Origin of the sequence: Butyrivibrio sp. ob235 (assembly GCF_900109475.1) — a bacterium.
Lineage (GTDB): Bacteria > Bacillota > Clostridia > Lachnospirales > Lachnospiraceae > Butyrivibrio.
The window spans coordinates 17,325-32,751 of the sequence record NZ_FOBE01000014.1; the positions used below are offsets into that span (position 1 = coordinate 17,325).

General features: G+C 36.7%; 12 protein-coding genes. All 12 read right to left on the reverse strand.

Annotated elements, in window-relative coordinates:
- Positions 1–6: 6 nt before the first annotated feature.
- Positions 7–1,095 (reverse strand): hypothetical protein, encoded by a 1,089-nt coding sequence (locus tag BMW61_RS11165; RefSeq protein WP_091821921.1) that lies wholly within the window; start codon positions 1,093–1,095, stop codon positions 7–9.
- A gap of 28 nt (positions 1,096–1,123) precedes the next feature.
- On the reverse strand, positions 1,124–2,659 hold the full coding sequence (locus tag BMW61_RS11170) for an MBOAT family O-acyltransferase (RefSeq protein WP_091821924.1): 1,536 nt from the start codon (positions 2,657–2,659) through the stop codon (positions 1,124–1,126).
- Between the two features lie 67 nt (positions 2,660–2,726).
- Positions 2,727–3,488 (reverse strand): exodeoxyribonuclease III, encoded by a 762-nt coding sequence (locus tag BMW61_RS11175; protein ID WP_091821926.1) that lies wholly within the window; start codon positions 3,486–3,488, stop codon positions 2,727–2,729.
- Between the two features lie 19 nt (positions 3,489–3,507).
- Entirely contained in the window at positions 3,508–4,779 is a 1,272-nt protein-coding gene (locus BMW61_RS11180) for a chloride channel protein (protein WP_091821929.1), read from the reverse strand.
- Between the two features lie 58 nt (positions 4,780–4,837).
- Entirely contained in the window at positions 4,838–5,044 is a 207-nt protein-coding gene (locus BMW61_RS11185; RefSeq protein WP_026498416.1) for a hypothetical protein, read from the reverse strand.
- A gap of 109 nt (positions 5,045–5,153) precedes the next feature.
- Complete coding sequence (locus BMW61_RS11190; protein ID WP_091821932.1) at positions 5,154–6,602, reverse strand: GGDEF domain-containing protein; 1,449 nt, start codon at positions 6,600–6,602, stop codon at positions 5,154–5,156.
- 5 nt (positions 6,603–6,607) lie between these two features.
- Positions 6,608–9,247 carry a DNA gyrase subunit A gene (gene gyrA, locus BMW61_RS11195; RefSeq protein WP_022761789.1) on the reverse strand — a complete coding sequence of 880 codons (2,640 nt, stop codon included), beginning with the start codon at positions 9,245–9,247 and terminating at the stop codon, positions 6,608–6,610.
- 11 nt (positions 9,248–9,258) lie between these two features.
- The gene (gyrB, locus tag BMW61_RS11200; RefSeq protein WP_022761790.1) at positions 9,259–11,196 is read right to left on the reverse strand and encodes a DNA topoisomerase (ATP-hydrolyzing) subunit B; all 1,938 of its coding nucleotides are present in this window, start codon (positions 11,194–11,196) and stop codon (positions 9,259–9,261) included.
- Positions 11,197–11,206: 10 nt separating this feature from the next.
- Positions 11,207–12,307 (reverse strand): DNA replication/repair protein RecF, encoded by a 1,101-nt coding sequence (gene recF, locus BMW61_RS11205; protein ID WP_022761791.1) that lies wholly within the window; start codon positions 12,305–12,307, stop codon positions 11,207–11,209.
- Complete coding sequence (locus BMW61_RS11210; protein ID WP_091821934.1) at positions 12,304–12,525, reverse strand: RNA-binding S4 domain-containing protein; 222 nt, start codon at positions 12,523–12,525, stop codon at positions 12,304–12,306. The genes recF and BMW61_RS11210 overlap by 4 nt, the downstream gene beginning before the upstream one ends.
- Positions 12,526–12,529: 4 nt before the next feature.
- Positions 12,530–13,639, reverse strand: coding sequence for a DNA polymerase III subunit beta (dnaN, locus tag BMW61_RS11215; RefSeq protein WP_022761793.1), 1,110 nt, complete (start codon positions 13,637–13,639; stop codon positions 12,530–12,532).
- 303 nt (positions 13,640–13,942) lie between these two features.
- Positions 13,943–15,334 carry a chromosomal replication initiator protein DnaA gene (gene dnaA, locus BMW61_RS11220; RefSeq protein WP_022761794.1) on the reverse strand — a complete coding sequence of 464 codons (1,392 nt, stop codon included), beginning with the start codon at positions 15,332–15,334 and terminating at the stop codon, positions 13,943–13,945.
- Positions 15,335–15,427 lie beyond the last annotated feature (93 nt).

Sequence of the window (15,427 nt, forward strand, 5' to 3'; positions counted from 1 at the left end):
CTGCTATCATTGCTCGTAAGTAATCTGGCCGTTTTCCTCATAAGGTACTATGAGTTCATTAACTATTCTGTCTGACAGGTTTTTCATATTATCAAGTATATCTTCATAATTTGCCTCTGTCATCCTATTTTCATCCCCTACCATCTTATCCATCATATATTTATTTATTTCCGGTGAAAAGTGGATGGAATCCATATAATTATCCAGATTGGTTATTATCTCTTCCTCATCCTGAAAACAGAAAACTCTTACATTTTCATATTTTAAAAGAGCTTTAACCATCTCCTTTTCACAGTGGATAAACGCATCTCTTTCTCCGGTTCTGTATATTCCGTCCCACCAGAGCATAGAGTAAGCAGGGAAAAAGAAATAAAACTCCGTATCAGGATGATTTTCTACTTCGGTTGTAAGTAGTTCGATATTGCCCAAAAGTTTATCATCATAAACTGTTTCATCCATCATGGACTTTTTTGTCTTTGGCCTGAAATATAAACCAAGGGCACTCTCACTTCCAAAGTTTTTCCACTTAGCCCAGTTATATGAGAGATTTTCATCGTAGTCCACAAGATATGAATTAACCAGCATATATGGTATCTTCTCAAAAATGACACCCTTGTTATATAAATATCTGATGTCATTTAAGGGATTTTTATCATATAGATACATCGGACATCCCGTCGATTCAAAGGTAGGAGCCACATCCGCATTAAGTGATGAAGGGTCTATATTATAAAATATTTTCTTTATGTCATTGCCTGATAAAAATGCTTCATCCAAAAGATAGCACAGATCCGCCGTCGCACCATACGAACGGATTGCCTTTATGGATTTACAATTAAAAGCTTCATCATACCAGCTGTTGTCATTGTTCTCGGCAACCGAAGATCCCACAATAAGCGCATCGTAATCAAAATGTCTCAGCGTTCCGATGCACTGATATTCCTTATCATTGAGAACAGCCTTCAAACCAAACCACGGCTTATGATAATGGAAAAAGGGATCGATAAGAAAAACCATTACTCCTATCAATAAGACAATAATGATAACAGCTCTTATAAAATTTTTTATGAAGTTTACATCTTTATTTTTATTCATGTTATTACTCAATAAATTCAGCTCGCACTCAGAACTGGAAGTATATAAAGGTACTAACCTGTGATAATGAAATAAAGGACCAGACAAAAAGTATCACAAAAAACACTGTAAATCTCTTTGATGGTGCTCCGCTATCCACAATTTCTTTTGCATTTTTGCTTCTTATAACGATAAATGAAATTATAAGAAGGATGATCCAGCTCACCAAATAAACCATATTTGTCATGTTTTTTGCATACAGGTTCGTCGCAGTTGTCGCAAGATAATTCTCAGGTATATCAAGCACTGCCGAAGTCTTATACATAAATCCCGGCCAGGTAGGTATAAACAACTGCTTAAAATATTGCAGGGCATAAGTCATATTCTGAGATCTGAAAAATACCAGCGATACAAGGAATATAATATAAGTTAATATCTGTCCTATTTTCTGAGGTATTATAAACATTGGCTTTTCTCGTAAAAGATAATGCTTTTTTATATCTCCTTTTGTGGCAATTATTCCAAGATCATCAAAGACGACCATAATTCCCATTACAAGTCCCCAGCATATATAAGTCCATCCAGCTCCGTGCCAGAACCCGCTTAAAACGAATACTATCAGGACGTTAAGAGCTGTTCTTAGTTTTCCTTTTTTTGAACCACCAAGCGGTATATAAACATATCTAACAAAAAATCTTGTAAGTGTCATATGCCATCTCTGCCAGAGATTTCTTACACTTATTGCTTTATAGGGTGAGTTGAAATTTCTTGGAAGTTCTATCCCAAGCATCATACTGACACCCTCTGCCATGTCGCAGTATCCCGAAAAGTCAAAGTACAACTGCAATGAATAAGATATAAGAACCAGAAGTCCCGTCAGTGTATCCATGTAGTAGGTATACTGAAATCCATAATCCGCTATCTTAGAAAGATTATCTCCAAGCAGTACCTTTTTTGAAAGACCTATAGTAAAAAGTTCTATCCCTTTTCTAAAATTTTCAGCTGAGGGTTTTCTCTTTTCGGCGCTTCTGAACTGGGATATCATTTCTCCCGGAAGGGCAATAGGTCCCTGAATTATTTTGGGAAAATAAGTGATGTAAAGAATGTATTCGGATAGTGATACAGATTCCATGTCAAAAGACTCTCTGTTGTCAGTTCCTTTACTATATCTATATAAATCTATCAAAAATGCTATCTGAGAAAAGACATAAAAGCTTATTCCAATTGGTAAAATAATCTTCAGTTCGGACAATTCTTTTCCTAATACTGCAAAAATGTTTGTAAGAAAAAAGTTTGTATACTTAAAATATCCGAGAAGTAACAGGTTTCCGATTATTCCCGTAGCTAAAAAAGCCTTGGAAGCTCCTTCATATTTTGTCATCAGCTTTGTAATACCAAATGTACCGATGCAGGATATTAAAAGAATAATGACAAAATTAGTCGAAAAAATTCCATACAAAACTAAAGAAGCCGCAATAAGGGATAAATCCGCCAGCTTCCGTTTCTCAAAATAGTTTAATCCGTACCAAATAATAAGGACTACGGGTAAAAATATTAAAATAAATGAAAATGAATTAAATGACATGTTCTAATTATAGGGTGTTTTAGGTTTAAGGTCAAAAACTCCGCGGATTTCTCCGCAGAGTTTATAATTACTTCAGTAATAATCCCACAGGACAATGATCCGATCCCATCTGATTTTTATAGATAATTGCATCTTCAAGCTTGTTTTCAAGCGACTTGGATGTCACAAAATAGTCTATACGCCATCCCGCATTCTTAGCTCTTGCCTGAAATCTGTAAGACCACCAGGAATAAGCTCCCTCCAGATCCGGATAAAAATATCTGAAAGTATCAATTAAATCAGAAGCTACAACGTTATCAAATTTCTCGCGCTCCTCATCAGTAAATCCGGCATGTCCTCTATTGGGTTTGGGATTCTTAAGGTCTATCTCCTTATGAGCAACATTAAGGTCACCGCAGTATATTACCGGCTTTTTTTCCTCAAGAGTTTTTATATATTTAAGGAAATCATCCTCCCAAGCACATCTGTATTCGAGTCTTGAGAGATCATCCTTGGCATTTGGAACATAGACTGTTATGAAATAGTAGTCCGGATATTCGGCAGTAATTACTCTGCCCTCATGGTCATGTTCTTCTATTCCTATTCCGTAGGTTACGTTTATCGGCTCTTCCTTTGTGAAGAGAGCTGTTCCGGAATATCCTTTTTTCTCGGCATAATTCCAGTACTGGTGATAGCCGGGAAGATCAAGCTCTATCTGTCCCTCCTGAAGTTTTGTCTCCTGAAGACCTATTACATCAGGCTTTTCCTCTTCCATAAACTTTTGAAATTCTCCCTTGGATACGCAGGCGCGAAGTCCGTTTACATTCCAAGACACTAATTTTTTTGACATACTCATACCCCTAATATTCTTATCTGGTCTTGTGATTAATATACTTGTTATGGAACTTAGAATACATAATTTTCTGTGATCCGTAAACTCCGTAATAGCCTGAAAAGGTATAGCTTAGAGCTATTGTTAGAAGGAAATATGGCATTCCGTTATATCCAAACATTTCAAAGCACAAAAGAAGAGATGAAATAGGGCAATTTGTAATTCCGCAGAAAAGTGCTCCCATTCCTATTGCTGAGCAAAGTGCAGAATTAAATCCGAATATCTGAGAATACAGGCATCCGAAGGTTGCACCTATATAAAGTGCCGGAATTATCTCACCACCCTTATATCCGGCTCCCATAGTGACTGCCGTAAATAGCATCTTAAGCGCAAATGCCGGATATGGCGCTTCTCCCTTGGTTGCAAGCTCTATAACATCCATTCCCGCACCGTTATAGTTATTATTTCCTACAAGGAGTGTTAATAATACTACGAGACATCCACCTACAAAAATTCTAAGATATGGATTCTTAAAATATTTTTTGTAGAGTTCTCCGCTCTTTTTCATAACTATGCAAAACAGAATACTTATAAGTGCACATATAACTGCAAGTACAGATCCCTTTACAGCATTATCCACAGTAAACTCCGGAACTATGCTCACAGTAAACACATCCGGTACTGTACCAAGATATGAAGCAAGACTGCTGGAAACAAGAGCAGATAATACACATGGAATAAGAGCTGCATAATACATTACTCCAACAGCCTCAATTTCCATAGCAAGAAATGCTGCCGCCATTGGTGTCCCGAAAAGTGCTGCAAAAGCGGCACTCATTCCGCACATTGTAATTATTTTACAGTCATCCTCATCAAGTCCGATAAGCTCACCAAAATTGTGACCTATACTTCCTCCAAGCTGCAAGGCAGCGCTTTCTCTTCCGGCACTACCACCGCACAGATGAGTCAGTATAGTTGCAATAAAAATAAGAGGTATCTTTCTTTTAGGAAGATGGTCTCCCGCTGAGATAGTAGTTATAACAAGATTTGTACCTGTGTCCTCATACTCTTTTGACAGTCTGTATAGAAAAACTATTATAAGACCTGCCAGAGGCAAGAGAAAAATCATAAAACTATGTGCTTTTCTGAACTGCGTAACAATCCTTATTCCATGGAAAAAGGCAGCCCCGACTGCCCCTATAATAATTCCCACTATCACACCAAGCACCAGCCATTTAATTATGCCGGTGAATCTTCTTATCTGGTGCTTATAATGAGGTTCTTCTGTATTTGGTATTTGGTTAGACATTTTAATACTCCACTATATCTAATAAGCCTCTCTAAAAAGAGAGGCTTAACCTGTATAATTATTTATTCATTGAAGCAATAAGCGCATCTATCTCTGACTGACTAAGCATTTTACCGCTGTTTGCAGGATCCGGAGGAGCTGCTGCCGCTGCAGGAGTAGCTGCAGGCATACTAAAATTTCCCGCACCTTGCTGTGAAGATTTTCCCATTATGCTGGCTAAAAGTGCCTGCTGTTCAGGATCTAATCCATTTGCATCTGTTCCCATAGTTTATCCTCGTAAATAATTGTCCGTAGTACTCCAATTAAGCACATTTTATCTTGTTTTTGTTATTTTCACAACCTTGTAAATTCTAAAAATATACTTAACTGTTTTTTTATTTTCCTATGGTCTCCATACGGCGCATATTCTTTAAATTGTCATCCGTTTCCTTCAGCATTTCTCTAAGAGACAGGCTTTCCTCATAATCGAATTCGCAGATTGAATAAATCAGATGATTCAGATATTTAGTATTATCCATAAGAAGCTTGTTATTCTGTCTGGCCATCTCTGTACGAAGTTCTTCAGCTTTGTCTTCCTCTGTCGTAACTTCTATTACAGCGAATTCATCTCCTCTTATTCTTCCGCAAACACTGTTTTCACCGAACACTTCCTTAAGGATTTCGGCAACCCTTTTAACAGCATTGTCTCCCTCATCATGACCGTGAATTGTATTGATATTTTTAAGTGAATCCATATCAATATATGCAACTACGGCATAGGTTCCTTCTTTGAAATCGGATTTAAGAAGATCATAAGCCTTTGCAAAAAATCCTCTTCTGTTCGGAAGATCTGTAAGATAGTCCTCATCACCGATATGATCAAGGACCGAACCATCTCTTGCAAGTTCTTCCTGACACTGTGTAAGCTCTTTCTCTGTGTCATACAGGAATTTTTTGAGGAAATTTATTCTTATTGAGCTAAGAATAATTCCGGTAATAAGATCATCGTAATTCTCTATTCTGAAAGAGTCATCAAATCCCATAATAAAGAATCCGTACTGCTTATCTTTTCTGAATATGTTTCTAATGACCTTAGTGCCTTTTATTTCCGATAGATCAAAAATATCAGATGTCTCCATATCCTTGATTTTCTCTTTTTTTCCGGCCTTTCCGTCTTTGATAATTATTATTCTTTTACAGTGCTTAGGCACATTCCATCCCTTTTTTAAGGAACATATCTGAGGATTTTCAAGGAAAAATACTTCTATGTTATCAAAGCACTTTTCCATTTTCTTTACAGATTCATCATAATTCTCTTTAGAGTAATTAGCCTGTGATGCAATCTCTGAGAAACGTGCGGTTTTTCCTATAATATTAATTATGGATTCCTTTGAAAGGCTGTTTATTTTCTGCCTTTTTGCTTTTACTTCATTACCGGATATTTTCCTGATAATCTGTTCAATTGCAAGAAAACCCTTTTCATAGGAATCTGTATCCTTTGCATAGGATACGCACTCGAAGCCTTCCATATTCGAAAGAGTAAGAAGCGGTTTTTTACCGAATTGCTTCAAAAATGCTTCCTTTTTGAGAATAGGAGCTTTATTTCCGATATGCTCTATATCCACAATAAGTCCATCAAAACCGGCTTCATAGATATAGTCATAAACTGCCTGATACTGATAATCATAGGCTCTTTCTTCGCTATAATTCTTATCAGTAATCATTACTTTACCGGGAAAAATGACAAGCTCTACCCCTAAGTCCCTGGCAGCCGCATCTGCTCCAAGACAAATATCACATGTATTATTGTCTTTAAATTCGGATATTAAAAGTCCAACTCTCATAAGATTTACTCTTCATCTGTATCTTCAGCACTATCTTCGGATTCTTCTATCTCTTCATCATCAAAATCATCATCCGGAACTATTTCTTCGCCTTCGGGTATCTCTTCCATGGCATCTTCGATATTTTCAAATTCTTCGTCACCGTTTGATACCTTTTCACGTACCTTCGCAATTGCTACTACACTGACACCCTTATCTAGATTTATCATCTTAACACCGGAGGTCACTCTTCCGTGAATGGTTATTTCCTCCATTCGAAGCTGAATAAGTATTCCGCTGTCAGTTATCATCATGATTTCATGTTCATCCTTAACAGCCTTTACACCTATTACATTACCGGTCTTCTCAGTAATCTTGTAGCACTTTACACCTTTTCCACCGCGAAGCTGGATGTGGAATTCTGAAAGCTCGGTTCTCTTTCCAAATCCTTTTTCAGAAACTATAAGAAGTGAATCACCCTGGGAATTAAGCTGCATTCCAACAACCTCATCCTGGTCGCCGAGCATAATTCCTCTTACACCCATTGATGTTCTTCCGGTAGGTCTAACATCTGTCTCCTTAAATCTAATGCACATTCCGTTTCTGGTAATAAGGAATATCTCAGAATCAGACTTTGTGGTCTTAACCTCTATAAGTTCGTCATCATCATCGAGATTAATTGCTGTAAGGCCGTTCTTTCTTACATTTGCAAATTCCATTATAGGAGTCTTTTTTACAGTTCCCTTTTTGGTAACCATAAACAGATTCTTTTCTTCTGTATACTCCTTTATCGGAATAGTCGCAGTTATCTTTTCTTCGGGAGAAAGCTGGAGTAAATTAACAATAGCTGTTCCCCTTGATGTTCTTGATGCTTCTGGAATCTGATAAGCCTTAAGTCTGTATGCACGACCCTTGTTAGTAAAGAACATAATGTAATTGTGGGTTGTAGTCATAAGAAGGTCTTCCACATAATCGTTCTCAATTGTGGATATTCCCTTTATTCCCTTACCTCCGCGGTTTTGCGCACGGAAGTTATCAATAGACATACGTTTGATATAGCCTACGTTTGTCATAGCAATAACCGTATTAACATTTGGAATCATGTCCTCAATGTTGATATCGGAATCATCATGTCCGATCTGTGTCTTACGATCATCACCGTATTTATCGGAAATTTCTGTGATTTCTTTTCTTATTACTCCAAGGAGAACCTTTTTATCTGAAAGAATAAGCTTCAATTCTTCGATTCTCTTTAAGAGTTCTGCGTGCTCCTGCTCAAGCTTGTCTCTCTCCAAGCCGGTGAGAGTACGAAGACGCATATCAACGATAGCCTGTGCCTGAGCATCAGATAATCCAAAGCGTTCCATCAACTGTTCTTTTGCTATCTGAACAGTCTTGCTTCCGCGAATAATCTTGATTACTTCATCGATATTATCAAGGGCTATGAGCAATCCCTCAACAATATGATTTCTTTCCTCAGCCTTGTTTAGATCATATCTGGTTCTTCTTGTCACTACTTCTTCCTGATGGACGATATAGTGATGAAGCATATCAACAAGTCCAAGTATCTTGGGCTCATTATTTACAAGTGAAAGCATAATGATTCCAAAGGAATCCTGAAGCTGTGTATGCTTAAACAGTCTGTTGAGCATAACGTTTGCATTTACGTCATGTCGCAGTTCAATAACAACTCTCATACCCTCACGGTCTGATTCATCGCGAAGAGCTGTTATACCATCTAGCTTTTTAAGTTTTACAAGCTCGGCTATTTTTGCTATAAGATTGGCCTTATTAACAAGATAAGGCAGCTCAGTAACAATGATTCTGCTCTTACCATTGGGCATTGCCTCAATATCTGTAACCGCACGAACAACTACTTTTCCTCTTCCTGTTCTATAAGCCTCCTCTGCACCTCTGGTGCCGAGAATTATACCACCTGTAGGAAAATCGGGTGCTTTAACAATCGGAAGAAGCTCCTCTATATCTGTAGCTCTATCCTCATTTACTCTGTTGTCGATCATCTTTACAACAGCAGCAATAACCTCACGAAGATTGTGAGGTGGAATATTTGTTGCCATACCAACGGCGATACCTGTAGTTCCGTTTACAAGAAGATTCGGAAATCTTGCGGGAAGTACAGCAGGCTCTTTTTCTGTCTCATCAAAGTTAGGTGTAAAATCGACCGTATCTTTATTGATATCAGCCGTCATCTCCATTGATATCTTGGTAAGTCTTGCCTCTGTATATCGCATGGCAGCTGCGCCATCACCATCTACAGATCCGAAGTTACCGTGTCCGTCGACCAGGCAGTATCTCATTGACCAGGGCTGAGCCATATTTACCAAAGATCCATAAATAGAGCTGTCACCATGGGGGTGGAATTTACCCATTGTATCACCGACAATACGTGCACATTTACGATGAGGCTTGTCGGGACCGTTATTAAGTTCGATCATGGAGTAGAGAATTCTTCTCTGAACAGGCTTAAGTCCGTCTCTTACATCCGGAAGTGCACGGGATGCGATAACACTCATGGCATAGTCGATATAGTCCGACTCCATGGTTTTCTGAAGATCTACTTCCTTTATTCTGTCGGTGGTCACCTGATCGAATACATCATCCGAAAGGTTTTCACCATTATTATTGTTGTTATTGTTATCAGCCATTTTTTATCCTCTTAAATATCAAGGTTTTTAACAAATTTCGCGTTTTTCTCAATAAATTCACGTCTGGGTTCTACTTTGTCACCCATAAGTGTTGTAAACGTAACATCAATATCAGATTCAGCTTCCTCATCAATATTTACACGAAGAAGTACTCGTCTGTCGGGATCCATGGTTGTCTCCCAAAGCTGTTCGGGATCCATCTCTCCAAGTCCCTTATATCTCTGAATCTTATTATTCTGATCTCGTCCTACATCGTTGAGGATTTTATTTAATTCTTCATCACTATATGCATACCAGATCTTTTTGTTCTTCTCAAGCTTGTAAAGCGGAGGCTGAGCAAGATAAACATGGCCTGTTTTAATAAGCTCAGGCATAAATCTGTAAAGGAAAGTGAGCATAAGTGTTGCAATATGAGCACCGTCAACATCGGCATCAGTCATAATAATGATTTTGTTGTAACGAAGCTTTTCGATATCAAAATCATCATGAATACCTGTACCAAAGGCAGTAATCATTGCCTTAATTTCAGCATTTCCGTATATTTTGTCTATTCTTGCTTTTTCAACGTTCAGAATTTTACCTCTAAGCGGAAGAATAGCCTGTGTTGCTCTTGATCTTGCAGTCTTTGCGGATCCGCCCGCGGAATCTCCCTCAACTATGAAAATCTCACAATTTTTGGGATCCTTATCGGAACAATCCGCAAGCTTTCCGGGAAGTCCAAGTCCATCAAGGGCTGATTTTCTTCTTGTAAGATCTCTTGCCTTTCTTGCAGCATCTCTTGCATGCTGAGCAAGAATAGCTTTCTCGAGTATAACCTTGGCAACCTGAGGATTCTGTTCAAGGAAATACGTAAGCTGTTCAGAAACAATACTGTTAACTGCACCTCTTGCCTCAGAATTTCCAAGCTTTTGTTTGGTCTGTCCCTCAAACTGAGGATCTTCAATTTTTACGCTGATAATTGAGGTAAGACCCTCGCGGATATCATCACCTGTGAGATTTTCCTCATTATCCTTGAGCATCTTCTTTTCTCTTGCATAATCATTAAAGGTCTTCGTAAGTGCAACCTTGAAGCCCTCAAGATGAGTTCCTCCCTCAGGAGTATTTATATTATTAACGAATGTATATGTGCTCTCATTAAATGAATCATTATGCTGGAGAGAAACTTCCACCTGAACATTATTTTTATTTCCCTCAAAATACATAATCTGATCATAAAGAACAGTCTTACTCTTATTGAGATACTGCACAAATTCCTTGATACCGCCTTCGTAGCAGAAGTTCTGCTCGATAATTTCTTCTCCTTCAGCTACGCGATAATCTCTTAAAGTAATACTGAGTCCCTTTGTAAGAAACGCCATTTCTCTAAGCCTTTGTTTTAATACATTAAAATCAAAGACAGTTGTCTCTTTGAAAATGAGGGCATCAGGTTTAAAAGATACCTTTGTTCCTGACTTTTCTGCTTCTGTGGTTCCGATCTCTTTAAGAGGAAAACAAACTTTTCCTCTCTCATATCGCTGCTGATATATTTTTCCGCCTCTCATTACCTCAACTTCAAGCCACTCGGAGAGGGCATTAACTACAGAAGCTCCAACTCCATGAAGTCCTCCGGATACTTTATAACCGCCACCGCCGAACTTACCGCCGGCATGAAGAATTGTAAATACTACTTCAACTCCGGTAAGTCCTGATTTATGGTTAACATCAACAGGAATACCACGTCCGTTATCCATGACAGTGATAGTATTATCTGCATTTATATTAACTTCAATATGATCACAGAATCCGGCAAGTGCCTCATCTACTGAGTTATCAACAATCTCATATACCAGATGATGAAGTCCTCTTGCTGCAGTTGTACCAATGTACATTCCGGGTCTTTTTCTTACTGCCTCAAGTCCTTCAAGTATCTGTATTTGATCCGCACCGTAATTGTTTCCTTCGTTACTCATTTTTATCCTCTTATTCTTCAGGTATACTTCCGTTCACAACTCTGAATACCTTATCTATTTCAAAACGATTGTTAACAAATTCATCTAATCCTGTACAAGTAATGATTGTCTGAATATCTCCAATTGTGTTTAAAAGATAATTTTGTCTGTTGCTGTCAAGCTCCGATAAAACATCATCAAGTAAGAGAACAGGATTTTCTTTTTTTGATTTTTTTACGATTTCAATTTCCGAAAGCTTAAGCGACAACGAGGCTGTCCTCTGTTGTCCCTGTGATCCGTATTTTCTGATATCTATTTCTTCGGGAACATTTTCTGTAATTACATTAAATGAAAAATCATCTTTATGAGGTCCTACTGTCGTCTGCTTCAGATAAATATCTTTTTGTCTCGATGAAGCCAGTTTATTTTCATATTCCGAAGCAGTTACATTGGGTTCATAGTAAATTTTCAGTTTTTCTCTTCCACCGGTAAGCTTATTGTGAATTGGATCTATTATTTCGCATAAATCCTTTATGAATTTTTCCCTGGATTTAATTATTACAGATCCGTATTCAAGAAGCTGCTTATCCTGAACATCTAGTAAAACACTGTTTTCAGGATGTTCAAACATATCTTTTAATACTTTATTTCTTTCTGTTATAAGCTTATTGTATTTTGCAAGATTCTCTAAATAAATTTGATCCAGCTGGCAAAGCTCCATATCCATAAATCTTCGCCTCTCTGCCGGACCATCTTTTATGATACTAAGATCTTCTGGAGAAAAAAATACAACATTGCATCTTCCTACCAGATCGGAAGCTTTTCTTATTTTTTGTGAATCTATAGCAATCGCTTTGGATTTACTTTTTCTAAGGTGCATATCCACACGGTACGAAGCGCCATCTCTTTCAATAATGGTTCTTATATGTCCCTCTTCCTTACCGAAGGAAATTATCTCTTTGTCTTTGCTTCCCTTATGAGACTTAGTAGTAGCAGCAAGAAAAATTGCTTCAAGAATATTTGTTTTTCCCTGAGCATTATCACCATAAAGAATGTTGGTTCCGCTGCTGAATTCAATTTTTAAATTCTCGTAATTTCTAAAATCTGTAAGTTCTAATGATTTTATTATCATTTCTCAATTTGTACCTGAACACCTTCGTACTCAACAGTGTCCCCGCTATAAAGCTTACGTCCACGTCTTGTTTCAACTTCACCGTTTACTTTCACAAGACCGTTTTGAATATCAACTTTTGCATCAACACCGGATTCCTCAAGACCGGCCTTTTTCATAGCCTGTCCAAGCTTTATAAATTCGTCTCCATCTCTTAAATTAACTGTTATCTTTTCCATTTTCTTAGCTCACTGTTGTAAAGTTAATAGGAAGTACAAGATAAATATAATTTGAATCCTTATCCCTTATGAAGCAGGGAGCTTTGGGATTAACCATATAAATATCAATACTTTCGTCATCAATTGCTCTGAGGGCATCAATCAAAAACTTAGGATTAAAGCCTATAATAAGATCTTTACCCTGCTTTTCTATATCAATCTCTTCATCCATACTTCCAATGGTTGAATTTATCTTCAATTCCATTTTTTCGTCAGTAATAGAGATGATAACCGGCTTTTTATCACCTTCTTTTACGAGAAGAGTAGCTCTGTCGATGCAATCAAGCATTTCTTTTCTTGATATTGTCATCTTGGTTTCATAATCACTTGAAAGCATCTGATCAATATTGAAATACTCACCCTCAAGAAGTCTTGAAACCACAATAGTTCTGTCAAACTCAAACAAAATGTGCTTATCTGTAAAGAAGATATCAACATTGTTCTCTGTGCTATCAGATATAATCTTGCTTATATCAGACAAAGTTTTACCGGGAACTACTACTTTCTTTGATTCATAACTGTTTTGAAGTTTAATTTTTCGGATAGAAATACGATGTCCGTCAAGAGAAACCAGTTTGAGTGTATCCTGATTTATCTCAAAAAGCTCTCCGCTCATCATTTTATTGGCATCGTTTTCCGCAATAGAAAATATAGTCTGTTGAATAATATTTTTCAGAGTATATTGAGATACTGATATTCCGTCTATTCTCTCTATATTGGGAAGATAGGTGAAATCATCGGCATTTCTTCCTACAATACTGAATTTTGCCTTTTCACAGCTTATGGTAACCTTACCGTTTGCATCAGCTTCTATGGTAACATCACTGTCAGGAAGCTTCCTGATGATATCAAAGAATATCTTTGCATCAATAGCGATATAACCTCTCTCGATAATATTACCATCAAGCTCTGTCTGAATTCCAAGATCAATATCATTAGCGATGAACTTAATTACTCCCTCTGTTGCATCTACAAGAATGCACTCCAAAATTGACATTGTTGTCTTATTGGGAACAGCCTTGGATACAATCTGCAATCCTGCAATAAGATTTGATTTGGAACAAACGAACTTCATGAATTAAAAACTCCCTTCAACGAGATAAAATTATGCACATATCTCCATATATATAATAAATTAATAATATTTAATAATATAAATAATAATAGGTGTTGATATGTGGAAATCCCTATCTATTATACAATTTATCTGGCTTATTTACAAATTTTTAATAGTTGATAAATAAAAATTTAATGTTGAAAAATAAATTGTTGTACACAAGCCAAATTTTGCGATTTGAGACTATAAAATAGTTTTCCACTCCTATCCTCAGTTTATAAACAATTTATAAAGTATTTATAAACTGAGTTATCCACTTTATCACACTGAAGGGTTTAGTTTCTTATTAATAATATCAAGGTTTCTTCTTAGATCTTCATCCACTGATAAAAGATCCTTTATCTTATTGATACCGCTCATTACAGTAGTATGATCTTTTTTGCCCAAGGATTTTCCTATCTCTTCAAGCGGAGAATCTGTAAGTTCTCTGGCAAGATACATAGCAATCTGTCTTGGAAGAACTATTTCTTTATTTCTTTTCTTTGAAGCGATATCTTCCTGCTTAACTCCGTATTGTTCGCAAACAGTACTTATAATAAGAGGAATTGTTATAACCTTGGATACATCTGGATAAATAATATCCTTAAGAGCTTCTTTTGCATTGTCTAAAGTAATCTCTACATTATTTAAACGTGAAAAGGCGATTATTTTGTTATAAGCACCTTCAAGTTCTCTGATGTTAGATTTGATATTGGTAGCAATGTATTCAAATATCTCATCGTCTATGTGTTTTGAATAGCTTTCAGCATTCTTTTTAAGGATTGCCATTCTTGTTTCATAATCGGGAGCCTGAATATCTGAAATGAGTCCCATCTCAAATCTGGATCTGAATCTTTCTTCAAGAGTCTCCATTTCTTTCGGAGGCTTATCTGATGAAATAATGATCTGCTTACCGGACTGATGGAGTACATTGAAGGTGTGGAAAAATTCTTCCTGAGTACTTTCTTTTCCTATAATAAACTGAACATCATCAACCATCAGAACATCAACTGTGCGATATTTATCACGAAGTCTGCTCATTGCTTCAGCTTTACCACTTCTGATAGATTCAATAACTTCATTTGTAAATTGCTCTGAAGTAACATATAAAACCTTAAAATTAGGATGGTTTTCAATAATGAAATGTCCGATTGCATGCATAAGGTGAGTCTTACCAAGACCGGGTCCTCCGTAAAGGAAAAGAGGATTATAAGCTTCTCCCGGTGATTCAGCTACTGCAAGAGATGCATTGTAAGCAAATCTGTTATTTCCACCTACTACATATGTATCAAAAATGTATTTTGAATTAAGTCCTGAAAATTCGTAGTTGTTCTGATTTATTTTAGTCTCATTTTCATTTTTTGAAGTAGTTTCTTCATTATTAATATGAGCATCTTTTTCCAAAAGAAATTCTATCTCAACATTTTCATTTAGAAACTCAGAGAGAGTTACCTTAAAGAATTTCTGATATTTTCTCTCTATATAACTTAAAAAGTTGGTATCATCAAAGGGGATTAGAATAATAACAGTACCGTTATCATATTTATAAAATGACAGGGGCTTGATCCAGGTATCAAAAGAAATAGCTGTCATACCAAGCTCCACTCTGATTTCTTCTTTCAGGCTTTCAAAATTATCAGCCAGTTTTTGTGTTATTTCTGTAGCTTTTTCCATAACTTTCTCCCATTGTAAGTTTAGAGTTTATTTTATCCTATGGAAAAATAAATATCAAACAGGCAGAAATTGTGGATAACTTTTTATAAAAAA